The following is a 13,518-nucleotide window of genomic DNA, read 5'->3' as shown; positions in this document are numbered from 1 at the left end:
GATATTAGGAGAGACGATGACGACGAACACCCCATCGCCTCCGTCGTACTGGTACAGCGAAAGCGCCGACGACGACCGTGGAGCACGCGTGATGAACGCGATGCGTTCGTATCGGGCCGCGGAGATGGCCATGCGCCGCCGCACCCAATCGTCGATGGCGATGGGCGAGAACGAACTGCTCGTCCTCCGCTTCCTCACCCGCGCATCGGCGTCGGGGCGGGAGGTGACGCCGATGGATCTGGCCCGACACCTGGGGGTCTCGACCGCCTCGGTCACGGCCCTTCTCGACCGGTTGGAGCGCTCGGGTCACCTCGAACGGCGACCGCATCCTTCGGACCGACGGAAGGTGCTCGTCTCCACCACGGGCCACGCAGAGATCGAGATGCGCGACACACTCTCCTCGATGCACGCTCGCATGATGCAGGCCACACGGGGCATGAGCGAGAGCGAGACCGTCGCCGTGATCTCTTTCCTGCATCGGATGCAGTGCGCCGTAGCCGACTTCTGCGACGCGGCCGGGAGCGCGTGCTGTTCCCTGGTCGGCCCGCCAGCGCCCGAGCCGACCCCACTGCTCGTCGATGCCGTGACGGCCCCGGACGCGGCCGCGTGAGCGCATCGGTGCAAGCGGTCATCGCCCTCCGCGTCGACGAAGAGGCCGATGTCGTGCTGTCGATCGTGCCCGCGCAGGGCTGGGTCGTCGATGAGCATCTGCAGGTCGTGGTCGATGGGCGTGCGGTGTCCGCCACGGAGCATGCCGACGCGCACGGGGCGCGACTGCACCGAGCGATCCTGCCGCGGGGCGCTGTGCGGATCACCTACCGAGCGGACGTCGCGCCGCCGGCGGTGCCGGTGCCCTCGGACGAAATGGACCCGGTGCGGTACCTCCGCCCGAGCCGTTACGCCCCCTCCGACGAACTGCACGACGCGGCGTCGCCGTTCGCGGGACTCCCCCCGCGAGAAACGGTGAAGCGCGTGACGGCGTGGGTCGGGGACACCCTCTCCTACGAGCCGGGATCGAGCGGCCCGACCGACACCGCCGTCGACACCCTGCGGACACGGCGAGGTGTCTGCCGCGACTACGCGCACCTGACCGTCGGTCTGTTGCGCGCGAGCGGGGTACCGGCGCGCCTGGTGTCCGCGTTCGCACCGGGACTCGACCCGATGGACTTCCACGCCGTGGTCGAGGCGTTCGTCGACGGTCGATGGGAGGTCCTCGATGCCACCCGCTTGGCGCCCCGCGACCACCTGGTGCGCATCGCGACCGGACGGGACGCGGCCGACACGGCGTTTCTCACCACCCTGTCGGGAGCCCTGTCGTTGGAGTCCTTGGAAGTCACCGCCGTCGCCACGGGCGACCTCGCCACCGACGACTACACCCGGACGGTACTGCTGCGCTGAACTGCGCGACCCCTACGCCTTCGCGCGGGGCCTACGGACGGTGTCCGGATTCCGGGCGACCGGGCGACGGGCTCACTCCGCGACCCGGACGACCTCGGCGACGACCCGCGGATCGGCGAGGACGCGGAAATGCCCTCCCCCGGACAGGCGGACGTTGCGCGCTCCCGCCAGCTCACTCCCCTCGGGGATGTGCGGGTCGAAGGTCCCGTAGATCGATACGATCCGGGCGTTGGCCTCCGCGGCGGCGGCGAGAGCGCGCATGGTCGCATCACCCGAGGCGAAGGCCCGCAGAGACGGAGTCGGCATCAACCGGCTGTACCGCGAACCACCGAACGGCGTCGCGACGGCCACCATCGCCCGCACCCGGGATCCCGCGGGGTGGAACGCCATCACGTGCTTGCCGATGAGCCCCCCTTTGCTGTGCGCGACGACGACGACGTCGTGCAGACCGCGCGCGACGAGGAATGCGGCGACGCGAGAGGCCTGCTCGGAGATGGGGCGTCGGTTGTCCCCCAGTTCGTCGACGACGTGCACCGGGTGACCGCGTTCGTGCAGGGCGCGAGCCAGAGGCTCGAGGAAGCGCCACGTCTCGTAGATGCCGGGAAGCAGCACGATGGGCGTGCTGTCACCCTCCGTGAGACTCTCGGCCCCCTCGCGGCCCGTGAGGGCGCGCCACTGCCCGCGCAGCGCATAGACGTAGTCCTGCACCCACCACCTCAGATCGCGCAGCCCCGTCCGGACCCGCGTCCCCCTGCTTTTCACGGCATCCGTCGACATGGGTCCATCCTGACGAGGCGGGGGCGGCGTCCGACCCGGGTTGCGTGGTCGGCTCCGCACACGCAGCCTCACAGCGCAACCCCGAAAAGGGCCCGTGACCGGCGTCCTATGGTGTCGCCCATGGACATCTCCGACATCCGCTGGAACGAACCCGCCCGCCAGAAGATCCTCGACGACGCCGACAACGTGCTGCGAGAGGCGGTCGTCGCCATCGCCCGCGAAAACAGCGGAATCTCGTCGGACGAAGCCTTCGCCCAGATCAACGCACGCATCAAGGACCGCTTCATCGACTACGAACCGGGCCCGGACATCCGGACATACGCGGATGCGATCTCCGCCGGAGAGGTCCCCACCGACGACGCCGGGTGACCGAAGACCCGGGCGTGGACGGTCGCGCGGGAGTCTCGCCGCCCGAGCCTTCGGATTGCCTGAGATACCGCCAGGACCGACGATGTGCGGCGTACAGTTCCACTACCCGATCCCGGCATCGCCGGTGCGGGTGACGCCCCTCTGGCGTCCTCGACGACCCTCGCCCGTCGAGCCTCTCCCCCACGTGGCTCCGGACGAGGGTCGTCGTCCGTCCGGCGGTGAATCCGCGTTCGCCTCAGCGATCCTCGCCGTAGCCCCGGATGCTGCGGAGGTCACCCTTCAGATCTTCGGTGGGCAGGCCCTCGTCGGCGACGGCGGCGTCGGCGGCCCGCTGCTCGCGCGCGCCGTCCTTCTTCTCTTCCACGCCGGCGTCGGTCGCGCCGTCCATGACGGGGGCGTCCTGGGTCTCTTCGCGGTCAGTCATCGTCGTCCTCCTCGGATCAGGTGTGATCGGAATCCTCGCGCAGCGGCGCCTGGCCGAGGGAGGGGTTGCGCGGAGCCCGCCACCCCGTCGATGACCGGCACACGTGCACGGGACGTCTCCCGGCGCGTGTCGGTCCCGGACGCGAACGCCGCCCTCGCCGATCAGTGGTGCGCGGGATGCCGCCGCTCGAGCGCCGACCCCTCGACATCGACGTTGGGGATGATGCGGTCCAGCCACCGCGGCAGCCACCAGGCCGATCCGCCCAGCAGATGCATGACGGCGGGCATCAGCAGCATACGCACCACGAAAGCGTCGAACAGGACGCCCAGGGCGAGCCCGAGGCCCATCGACTTGATGATCACGGAATCGGAGGCGATGAAGCCCGAGAAGACGGCGATCATGATGACCGCCGCGGCAGTGACGACGGTGCGGCCGGCGCGGAAGCCCTGAGCCACCGCCAGACGCGGCGACGCCCCATGGGCCCACGCCTCGCGCATGCCCGTGGCGAGGAACAACTGGTAGTCCATCGCGAGCCCGAAGAGGATGCCGACCAGGATCACCGGCAGGAAGCTCAAGATGGGGCCGGGATTGTGCACGCCCAGCAGATCACCCAGCCAGCCCCACTGGAAGACCGCGGTCACCGCGCCGAACGTGGCGAACAGTGAGAGCACGAAGCCGGCCGTGGCGATGAACGGCACCACGAGGGAGCGGAAGACCATCACCATGATGAGGAACGACAGCCCCACCACCACGACGAGATAGATCGGCAGCACGTCGGCCAACCCCTCGGAGATGTCGATGTTGATGGCGGCAGCCCCGGCGACGCCGAGGTCGATGTCGCCGTTCACCGGTGGGAGCGCCCGCAGGTCGCGGACGAGCTGCTCGGTCGACACCGCGTTCGGCCCTTCCTGAGGGATAACCTGGAACGCGCCGAGCGTGCGGTCGTCGGAGACGGCGACGGGGGCGACAGCCGCGACGTCGTCCTGCGCGAACAGCTCCCGGGCGACCTCGAGCTGCAGTCCCTGCACGTCGCCTTCCGCGGTTCCCTCGGGCAGAGCGGCGGTGATGAGCAAGGGGGCGTTGGCTCCCGCGCCGAAAGCGTCCTCGGTCCAGGTGAAGGCCTGGTAGGCGGTGGAGTCCTCGGCCTCGGACCCGCCGTCGGGCAGACCCAGTCGCATCGACAGCGCGGGGATGGCGACGGCCAGGAGGGCGGCGACGGCCACGATCATCGTCACGACAGCGCGCAGGGTGGACATGGGACGAACCGCCGTCGCCGTGGCCACCGCGCCGGTGCGCGCCGCGCGACGCGGGTGCCGCGCGGCATCGCCGGCGTCGGCTCCCGTACGTGCGGCGCGGCGCGGGTGCCCCGCTGCGTCGTTCGAGGCGATGCGCGCCCGTGAACGGCGGCTCAGGATCCGCATGCCCGCCAGCCCCAGCAACGCCGGCGTCAGTGACACCGCGATGAGGACGGCGACGAGCACGCTCACCGCGCCCGCGGTTCCCATCAGCCCCAGGAAGGGGATGCCGGTGATGTTCAGCGCGAGCAGGGCGACGATGACCGTCATCCCCGCGAACACGACGGCATTGCCCGCCGTGCCGTTCGCGAGACCGACGGACTCGACGACGTTGGCGCCCTGGAGCAACTGGCGCCGGTGACGGTAGAGGATGAACAGCGCGTAGTCGATGCCCACGGCGAGCCCCAGCATGACGCCCAGGATCGGGGTCACGGACGCCATCTGCACGATCCCCGAGAACGACAGGGTGGCCATGGCGCCGATGGCGACGCCGACCAGCGCCGTGACGATCGGGAAGGACGCAGCCAGCAGCGAACCGAGCACGACGATGAGGACCACCGCGGCGACCCCGACGCCGATCGCCTCGCCCACTCCGAGGATCTCGGGTACGCCCTGCGAGATCTCCGTGTTGAAGGCGACGTCGACGCCGTCGATGGGATCCGCGGTGAAGTGCTCGACGACCGCTTCCTTCGAGGTCTCCGACAATTCCAGACGCGGTTCGCCGAACGAGACGTTGACGATCGCGGTCGAACCGTCATCGGAGACCAGGCGGATGGCATCCGCGAACGAGAGCAGCTCGGCGCCGTCGGCCAGCTGCGTCTCCTGTGCGGAGATCTGGGCGAGGCCGTCGGTCACCTGCGTCTGCTGCTGCTCGAGTGCGGCGCGCTGCTGATCGAGCTGCGCCTGCTGCGCGTCGAGGGCGTCGAGCTGTGCCTGCTTCTGGGCGTCGGGAAGGGGCGCCGCCTCGAGCTGCGCGCGCCCGGCGTCGAGCTGCTGCTGAGCCTGGTCGAGCTGGGCCGTGCCGTCGTCGAGCTGCTGCTGACCCGCCTCGGCCTGGGTGCGGGCGTCGGCGAGCTGCTGGCGGCCGTCGACGACCTGCTGCCGCTGAGCGTCGAGCTGCGCCTGTGTCGCGAAGGGGTCGGTGACCCGCGCGACGTCGGGGAGATCACCCGCGGACTCCACCAGCGAGGTGATGTCGACCTTCTGGGAGTCGGTGAGAGCCGAGCCGTCGGCGGTGCGGAACACCACCGCGCCGGACGCGCCACTAAAGTCGGGCAGTTCGTCCTGCAGTTCGGCGATCACGTCTCCGGATGCCGTGCCGGGGATGTCGAAGCTGGAACTCAGACCCTTGAAACCGAGCGCGAAGCCGCCGCCGACGACGCCGAGGATGACCACCCACGCGACGATCACGGTCCACGCGCGTCGCGCGGCGAAGGTTCCGAGACGATGCAGCAATTCGGCCATGCGGGGTTCCTCTCGTGCGGTGCGCGCGAGGGAGCACCGTCGGCTCCGACCAGTCTCGGCAAAGATAACACGCACCGTCTCGTCTTGAGATCTCGCGATGTCGCGCACAATATGTGTCATGGCACTTCCGCGTAGTGGTCCCGTTCGCAGCGAAGCCGCGCGCCTGGCGATCCTCGAGGCCGCCGTCTCGCTCTTCACCGAGCGCGGCTACGACCACCTGACGATGGAGGGGATCGCGCGCCGCGCTGGAGTGGGTAAGCAGACCATCTACCGGTGGTGGCCGAGCAAGGGCGACGTCATCGCCGAGGCACTCCTCGAGGGCCGCCTGCTCGACGGCCGCCGCGACCTGCCCGACACCGGCGACCCGCGCACCGACCTCGCCGCCTGGCTCACCGAGCTGTTCACCCTGCGCGCGAGCCCCGACGGCGAAGGTCTGCTGCGCTCCCTTGTGGCGGCTGCGGCCGGAAGCGCCGAGACCGGACGACGGCTGCGCGCTGAGATCCTCGCCGCCCCCCTCATCGACCGGCTGTCGCGGTCGATGGGCGGCGTCACCGGCCCACGGCTGGATGCGGCCGCCGACGCCTTGGTGGGGGCCGTGATCCTGCGCGCGCTCAGCCGCGAGGACTTCGACGACGGCGACATGCGGGTGCTCGTCGGTGCGATCGTGGGCGAACACCCCGCCCGTGCGGAAGGGCCATCGACCGCCGTGGGATAGCGTCGAAGCGTCCGCCCTCCCCCTCGACCCGATGAGCATCCGATGAGCCGACCCAAGCTGCAGGACGTCGCCGCGCGCGCGGGCGTCTCGGTCACCACCGTCTCGCGCGTCCTCAACAACCGCGGCTACCTCAGCGACGACATCAAACGGCGCGTCGACGACGCGGTCGCCGAGCTCGGCTACCGGCCCAACGAGATCGCCCGCTCGCTCATCGGCCAACGATCGACGCTGGTGGGTCTGATCGTGCCCACCGTCGCCGATCCGTTCTTCGGCGAGCTTGCCTCGCACGTCGAGGGGGCGCTCGCCGAGCGCGGCTACAAGATGCTGCTCTGCGACTGCCACGACACCCCCGAGCGCGAGGAGCGCTACCTCGACCTCCTCCAGGGCAATCGCGTCGACGGCATCATCAGCTCGACGCACAACCGCGACGTCGCCGGCTACGGTCGCGCCGACCTGCCCATCGTGGCGATCGACCGACGTCTGGGCGAGGGCATCCCCACCGTGCACAGCGACAACCGCACCGGCGGCGTGCTCGCCACCGAGCACCTCATCGCCCGCGGCTCACGCTCCCCCGTGCACCTCACCGCAACGGACCACCCCGGAAACCAGCGCGCCGCCGCCTATCGGGAACGGATGCTCGCCCACGGCCTCGAACCCCGGGTCATGGCCTACGGCTACGACACGTCGCACGATGAGCGCCGGGCAGCGATCGAGACGTGGTTGACGGTCAACGCCTGCGACGGCGTCTTCGCGAGCGACGATCTGACCGCTCTCATGGCGCTGGAATGGGCGCGTAAGACCGGGCGTCGCGTGCCGGACGATCTTCGCATCGTCGGATACGACGGGGCGGCGTCCCTGCACCTGGCTGTTCCCGGCCTCACCACTGTGCGCCAACCCATCGATCGGATGGCGCAACGGGCGGTCGACCTGCTCCTCGAACGGATGGCGGATGCCGCGGCGACCACCGGCGCGGAGCAGCCGTTGCCGGTGGCCCTGCGTCACGGCTGGACGTCCTGACACCCGAGCGTCTCGGCTGCGGGATCGACGATCGCGGCGTCTCGGCGACGGCATCGGCGATCGAGGCGGCCGGCCGCGGGATCCGCACCGCACCGGAGGGGCCGCGGCCGCACCGGGTGGGGGGTGCGGTGCGGCCGCGGGCTCAGGGGGCGTTCGGATCGTTGACCGCGAGCGGGGTCACCGAGAGGTTCCGGATGCCGACCGCCGCACCGACGGCCTCGGCCGTGACACCCGCGCGGGCGTCGACGTAAGCGGCCGAGGTCAGCGACGCACGACCGTCGCCGGTGAACACCTCGACCGAGGACGCGTCGACCAGGATGTCGAGGGAGACCGAGCCGTCGGCATCCACCGAGGCGGTGCGGATCTCGCGGTACGTCTCGGGCATGGCATCCGCCACCGCGTCGTGGCGGCGATCGAGGAACACCACCCCCGCATCGGCGTCGTAGCCGACGGTCACCTCGGCCTCGGCGGACCCGAAACGCAGGCGCACCTCGCCCCCATCCGGCGCATCGACCTGCGCCCGCAGACGGTATGCATCCGAGCGGGGCTGGACGGGCAGGTCCACGGTCTCGCCGGGTGCGACCGCGAGCGTCGGCGCGGTCGCGCCCGTGCCCTCCTGGGCGGCGAGGGCCGCGACCGGCTGCGACAGCAGTGTGGGACGCCCCTCGATCTCTCGCAGGACGATCTCGCGCGTGGTCGACAGCGAACCGCCCTGCCAGCTCCCGCCGGGGAGGTCGCGGGCATACGCCCAGTTGTTGATCCAGCCGAGCGCGTAGCGGCGCTCCAGCCGACCATCGTCGCCATCGCGCGGGTCGTCCCACGTCACGGCCGCGTAGAAGTCGGCGCCGCCGTCGAGCCACTGCGGCTCGTCGGTGTCCGCAGAGAAGCGCTCACCGTCCCAGGCGCCGGTCCAGTAGGCGAAGCCCGTCGTGCCACCCGTCGCGGACGCGTCGGCGCTCACGCCCAGCACCCAGGTGCGGCGACCGGTCGTCGGATCGACCATCTCGAACAGGTCGGGGCATTCGAGCAGACCGTAGTCGGTGCGCACGAAGTCCGAGGCGTACGTCCATTCGCGGAGGTTCTCGGAGGTGTAGAACCCCAACCGTTCCCCCTCGGCGAGCACCATGATCCACCGCTCGCGGGCGTCGTCCCACACGACCTTCGGGTCGCGCCAGTCGGTCGCGCCGGGATTCTCCATGACCGGGTTCCCCTCGTAGTTCTGGAAGGTGACGCCGCCGTCCGTCGAGGTGAACAGCGACTGGCGTTGGACGCCGTCATCCTGCTGGGTGGTCAGGGCGATGATCGCCCCTGCCCCGAACCCGGCCGTGTTGCGCTCATCGACGACGGCACTGCCGGTGAGGATGTCCCCCAGGCCGTTGCGGTACTTCTCGATGGCGACCCCGCGGTTCTTCCACGTGACCATGTCGGTCGACGTCGCAAGGTGCCATTCGGTGCCGTTCCCCTCGGGGTAATCGGCGTTGTAGAGGTAATAGAGCCGCCACTCGCCGTCGACGAAGACCGGGCGCTGCGGGTCGTTGATCCAGTGCTGCTCGGGCGTGAGGTGGAACGTCGGCCGGAACTGTTCCCAGCCCTCGGGGGTGGCGTAGGCGTCCGGGGTCGCCGAGGGCGAGGGTTCCGGCACCGGTTCCTCACCTCGCGGCAGCAACACGATCACCAGGACGACCGTGATCACGACAGCGATAATCGAGGTGATGAGGATGCCGATACGGCGTCCTCGAGAGCGCGCGACGGGGCGCGGGTCGATCCCCATCATGCGCGGCTCCCAGTCGGTCGTCGGCGGGCCGCCATCGCGGCGCCGGCCAGCAGCAGCACCGCACCGATGCCCACGGGCACAGTGGCATCCGTTCCGGTCTCCGCCAGGCGGTCCGGAAGACCCGGATCGGGCTCCGGTGTCTCGGTGACGGGAGGAACAGTGGGCGTCGGCGACGGTGCGACCGTCAGGCGAGGCTCGAACGAGACCGTGCGGGTCGCCTGCCCCTCGACGGATCGCTCCGCGACGAAGTCCGCGGCATTGGACACCTCGGTCGATGCGGCATCGAGGACCGTCTCGAGGGTGAGCTCGACGATCTCGTCGCCGACCGGCTCGATCGTGGCGGTCAGCCCGGTGTCGTCGCACGCGACGGCCACGCGCTCGGCCGGCAGGTCGACCGGGTCCACCAGATAGCCGGTCCCGGGATCGACCTCGCTCGCCGCCCGCACGCGCACACCCGCGGCGCAATCGATCCGCTGGCCGGGACCGGGACGATCGACGATGTCGAGCGTGTCCCAGGGACCCCGCGGCGACTCGAGCACCCAACGGGCGCGCGTCTCGGTCTCGTCGGTCCATGCACCGTACTTATTGCCCCGCGAACGATCGGGGGCGCCGTAGAACGGCCCGGGCTCCTCCCCCGGGCGAAGGATCGCGTCGGCAGTGGAGGCCGACGTCTCGATCGTCGGCGGCGACTCGTCGAGCACCGAGCGCACGAGCACCTCACCCTGCCGGTTGGCGGGGTCGGCGGCGGCCTCTGTCAGCTCGATCGTGGCGAGACCCGTGGCATCGAGACGGACGGTGCCGATCACCGCCCCGGTCGAGGCGATCCAGTCGGCTCCCGCCGCGACTCCCGCGTGCTCGGGAAGCGTCAACGTCACGACGCCACCCGGCACCGCACCGGCGGGCAGTTCCCACCGCACGTCCGAGACCGTCGCCGCGCCGTCCTGCGTCACCGCCACCTGGGCCGGAAGCGCCAGGGTGGCTGCGGCGTGCGCGGGTGCGGCGAGGAAGATCGCACCGAGGACCGCACCGCCCGTGAGGGCGAGCGAGCGGGAGAAGAGACGGGAGCCGACGCGGATCACTGCTCGCTCACCTCGCGAGCGGTTCGCCGACGACGCGAGACGACCAGGGCCGCGGCCCCCGCGCCCACCGCGGCGACGGCGAGGCCGACACCCGCGACCAGCGATGCCGAATCCACACCCGTCACCGCGAGCGGTGAACCGGGCCGAACAGCGCCCGTGCCGGCCGCTTCGGTCACCGACGCGGGAACGGGAGCGGGCGTTGCCGCCGGGTCCTCGTCGGTGGGGGCGGGCGTGGGCGACGGCGAGGGCTGCGCGGGCCCCGGCACCGAGGTGATGCCGTTCGCCGCGAGCAGCAGCGTCGAGTCGAGCTGACCGTCGACCGTGTCGGCGACGGCGGCGACGACCTCGACCGGCTGGCCGGGGGCGACATCGGCGGTGCACGTCAGCGCGACCGAGTAGCCGTTCATCTCGGTGTCGGCCGTACCGGGTGCGCCGGCGGCGGTCACGTTCGACACGTACAGCTCCGTGCGCGTGTCGGCATTGAGGCTGGTGACCCCCGCGGGCACGTCTCCGAGGGTGGAGCACAGGCGGCCGTCGACGTACACACCGAACGCATCGGTGTAGTCGCGCTCGGCCCAGCCGGCATACTCTTCGCTACCGATATGGTAAACGATTGTCAGCTTGTCACCTTCGGGCACGACACTCAGACGGAGCTCCGCCGCGTCGTAGGTCGTCGTGGCGAACGACGACTCGAGCAGGGCGGATCCCGGCCCGCCGAGGTCGCCCGTGGTCGTGAGCTTCGCGTTGGGTCCGACCAGGGACGACGACGTGAAGTCGACGTCGGCGGGAGCGGCGGGGTCGGCCGCACGCAGCGAGCCGGTGCTCAGCGCGACGCCCGCGAAAGGACCCGCCGGCAGGGCCAGGTCCAGGTCGGCGACGGTTCCCGCCTGCACGGTGCGGCCCAGCGCAAGCGATGCGGATGCCAGCGAAACATGGCCGCCGATCAGGGAATTCGACGCGGTCGCGGCATCCTGACCCTCAAGGGTGGCGACGGTGGCCGCGGCGTGCGCGGGCGCGGCGGCCAGCAGGACGATGGCCGCCGACGAGGCCGCGGCGGCCGCCACCGCGAAGGGGACGCGCCGCGCAGGAGACCTGCGGGCGGTGGGGACGAGCTGGGTCATGACACTCCTGTGGGATACGGGTGGGCGCGACGAACACGGGTCTTTTCGACCGGGTTCACGTCGTCGCGAAGAGGGTGGCTGGTGCGGGCTCAGATGTCCGCGAGAGGAGGGATGCCACGGAGCACGCCATGCGGCGACTCGAGGTCGAGAGTGCCAGACATTCTGGGCGAATGCAAATTATGTTAATCGTTTGACATACACGCCACGCTTTCGTACGCTGAGGGCGAGGAGAAGGATCCACGTCTTGCGATTCAGAAAGCAGAACGACGTGACCACATTGCAGAATCGAGCGGGGCGTGCGCGCCTTCGACTCGCGGCGATCGCCGCGGTGATCGCCACCACGGCGGTCCTGGCGGCGGGCGCCCCCGCCCAGGCGCAACCCGCCCCCGAGGCCGTCGCGGGCTTCCCCGCCCCGACCGAGCACACCCAGAAGGCCTACGATCCCGAGGCCGACTTCACCGCCAAGTGGACCCGCGCCGATGCGCGCCAGCTCCAGGCCATGAGCGATCCCGCCGCCGCATCGCGGGAGAACTCCATGCCCGAGGAGTACACGATGCCGACGGTGCCGCAGGACTTCCCCGACATGAGCAACGAGGAGGTCTGGGTCTGGGACAGCTGGACTCTCACCGACGGCACCTCCGCTCAGCCCAGCTTCAAGGGGTGGGAGGTCGTGTTCTCGCTCGTCGCCGACCGCAAGCTCGGCTTCGACGACCGGCACACCTACGCCAAGCTCGGATACTTCTTCCGCAAGGCCGACGTCGCCGAGCGTCCCGCGGACGGCGGCTGGACGTACGGCGGCCTGGTGTTCCCCGACGGCGCGTCCGGCGCCATCTTCGAGGACCAGTCCTTCAGCCACCAGACCGAGTGGTCGGGCTCGACGCGCATCTTCGACGGCAACAAGCTGCGCATCTTCTACACGGCGGTGGCGTTCTACCGCAATGACGACGGCTCCAACCGCAAACCGTACGACCCGCGCCTGGTCCAGAGCGAGGGGCGCCTGTTCGCCGACGAGAACGGCGTGTGGATGACCGGTTTCCGCGACCAGCACGACATGCTGCAGGCCGACGGCGAGTACTACCAGACCGGCGCGCAGAACGAGTTCTTCAACTTCCGCGACCCGTTCACCTTCGAAGACCCCGCCCACCCCGGCAAGACCTACATGGTGTTCGAGGGCAACTCCGCGGTCGCCCGCGGCGAGCGCGCGTGCACCGAGGAGGACATGGGCTACGCCCCCGGCGACCCGCACGCCGAGACCGCCGATGAGGCGATGGACAAGGGTGCGCACTTCCAGATGGCGAACGTCGGCCTCGCGGTCGCCGAGAACGCCGCCCTCACCGAGTGGCGCTTCCTGCCGCCGATCCTGTCGGCCAACTGCGTGAACGACCAGACCGAGCGTCCGCAGATCTACATCAAAGACGGCAAGTACTACCTGTTCACCATCACCCACCGCGGTACCTACGCGGCCGGCATCGACGGCCCCGAGGGCGTCTACGGCTTCGTGGGCGACGGCATCCGCAGCGACTTCCAGCCCGTGAACCGCGGCTCGGGACTCGCCCTGGGAAGCCCGGCGAACCTGAACTTCCCCGTGGGCGCACCCTTCGCCCCGCACCCCGATCAGCACCCGGGACAGTTCCAGGCCTACTCGCACTACGTCATGCCCGACGGCCTCGTGCAGTCGTTCATCGACACGATCGGCACGAGCGACGACTTCGTACGGGGCGGCACCCTCGCACCCACGGTGCGCCTCGACATCGAGGGCGAGGCCGTCACGGTCGACCGTTCGTACGGCACGAACGGGCTCGGCCAGTGGGCCGACATCCCCTCGGGCTACGCGCACGAGATCGCCGGCACGGCTGACCCGCGGCCGATCGGCTGACCCCCGGCCCGTGAACGGGTGCTGCACCTGATGAACGGGCATCCCCACCCCGACAGACGAGGCACCCCCCTCGAATGACGGGAACCCCACCCCAGGAACGGGGCTCCGCCACGGCGGGGCCCCGTTTCGGCGTTCCCGGACGATGGCCCCGGCAGCAGGTGGGGCCCGGGCGCGTACCCTGGATCTCACCACCCCTGGGGAGGGGTGCG

At 70.5% G+C, this 13,518-nt stretch carries 12 protein-coding genes; 6 read left to right on the top strand and 6 right to left on the bottom strand.

Annotated elements, in window-relative coordinates; all coding sequences use genetic code 11:
- Nucleotides 1-16: 16 nt before the first annotated feature.
- Nucleotides 17-610: a MarR family winged helix-turn-helix transcriptional regulator gene (locus MT347_RS01910; RefSeq protein WP_243497515.1), complete on the top strand. Its 594-nt coding sequence runs from the start codon at nt 17-19 to the stop codon at nt 608-610.
- The gene (locus MT347_RS01905) at nt 607-1,398 is read left to right on the top strand and encodes a transglutaminase family protein (RefSeq protein WP_243497513.1); all 792 of its coding nucleotides are present in this window, start codon (nt 607-609) and stop codon (nt 1,396-1,398) included. Before MT347_RS01910 ends, MT347_RS01905 begins: the two co-directional genes overlap by 4 nt.
- Nucleotides 1,399-1,470: 72 nt before the next feature.
- Here the strand turns inward: MT347_RS01905 and MT347_RS01900 are convergent, their stop codons facing one another.
- The gene (locus MT347_RS01900; protein ID WP_243497508.1) at nt 1,471-2,175 is read right to left on the bottom strand and encodes a triacylglycerol lipase; all 705 of its coding nucleotides are present in this window, start codon (nt 2,173-2,175) and stop codon (nt 1,471-1,473) included.
- Nucleotides 2,176-2,295: 120 nt separating this feature from the next.
- Between MT347_RS01900 and MT347_RS01895 the strand changes: the two genes are divergently transcribed.
- Nucleotides 2,296-2,544 (top strand): hypothetical protein, encoded by a 249-nt coding sequence (locus MT347_RS01895; RefSeq protein ID WP_243497507.1) that lies wholly within the window; start codon nt 2,296-2,298, stop codon nt 2,542-2,544.
- A gap of 235 nt (nt 2,545-2,779) precedes the next feature.
- On the opposite strand, the gene MT347_RS01890 is transcribed toward MT347_RS01895, so the two are convergent.
- Nucleotides 2,780-2,968 carry a hypothetical protein gene (locus tag MT347_RS01890; protein WP_243497505.1) on the bottom strand — a complete coding sequence of 63 codons (189 nt, stop codon included), beginning with the start codon at nt 2,966-2,968 and terminating at the stop codon, nt 2,780-2,782.
- 161 nt (nt 2,969-3,129) lie between these two features.
- The gene (locus MT347_RS01885) at nt 3,130-5,727 is read right to left on the bottom strand and encodes an MMPL family transporter (protein ID WP_243497503.1); all 2,598 of its coding nucleotides are present in this window, start codon (nt 5,725-5,727) and stop codon (nt 3,130-3,132) included.
- Between the two features lie 118 nt (nt 5,728-5,845).
- Here MT347_RS01885 and MT347_RS01880 point away from each other — a divergent pair, with 118 nt between their 5' ends.
- The gene (locus tag MT347_RS01880; RefSeq protein ID WP_243497498.1) at nt 5,846-6,442 is read left to right on the top strand and encodes a TetR/AcrR family transcriptional regulator; all 597 of its coding nucleotides are present in this window, start codon (nt 5,846-5,848) and stop codon (nt 6,440-6,442) included.
- A gap of 42 nt (nt 6,443-6,484) precedes the next feature.
- A complete protein-coding gene (locus tag MT347_RS01875) occupies nt 6,485-7,459 on the top strand; it encodes a LacI family DNA-binding transcriptional regulator (RefSeq protein ID WP_243497496.1) in 975 nt (324 codons plus the stop codon).
- 142 nt (nt 7,460-7,601) lie between these two features.
- On the opposite strand, the gene MT347_RS01870 is transcribed toward MT347_RS01875, so the two are convergent.
- Genes MT347_RS01870 through MT347_RS01860 form a run of 3 tightly spaced genes read right to left on the bottom strand, consistent with a single transcriptional unit; the run spans nt 7,602 to nt 11,433 of the window.
- Entirely contained in the window at nt 7,602-9,233 is a 1,632-nt protein-coding gene (locus MT347_RS01870; protein WP_243497494.1) for a glycoside hydrolase family 32 protein, read from the bottom strand.
- Nucleotides 9,230-10,312: a hypothetical protein gene (locus MT347_RS01865; protein ID WP_243497491.1), complete on the bottom strand. Its 1,083-nt coding sequence runs from the start codon at nt 10,310-10,312 to the stop codon at nt 9,230-9,232. Before MT347_RS01865 ends, MT347_RS01870 begins: the two co-directional genes overlap by 4 nt.
- The gene (locus tag MT347_RS01860) at nt 10,309-11,433 is read right to left on the bottom strand and encodes a choice-of-anchor L domain-containing protein (protein WP_243497490.1); all 1,125 of its coding nucleotides are present in this window, start codon (nt 11,431-11,433) and stop codon (nt 10,309-10,311) included. The genes MT347_RS01865 and MT347_RS01860 overlap by 4 nt, the downstream gene beginning before the upstream one ends.
- Nucleotides 11,434-11,701: 268 nt before the next feature.
- Between MT347_RS01860 and MT347_RS01855 the strand changes: the two genes are divergently transcribed.
- Nucleotides 11,702-13,309 (top strand): glycoside hydrolase family 68 protein, encoded by a 1,608-nt coding sequence (locus MT347_RS01855; protein ID WP_243497489.1) that lies wholly within the window; start codon nt 11,702-11,704, stop codon nt 13,307-13,309.
- Nucleotides 13,310-13,518 lie beyond the last annotated feature (209 nt).

It is taken from the genome of Microbacterium sp. VKM Ac-2923 (assembly GCF_022815605.1).
Classification (GTDB): domain Bacteria; phylum Actinomycetota; class Actinomycetes; order Actinomycetales; family Microbacteriaceae; genus Microbacterium.
The sequence above is the reverse complement of the archived record's forward strand: the minus strand, read 5'-3'. Positions and strand labels throughout refer to the sequence as shown.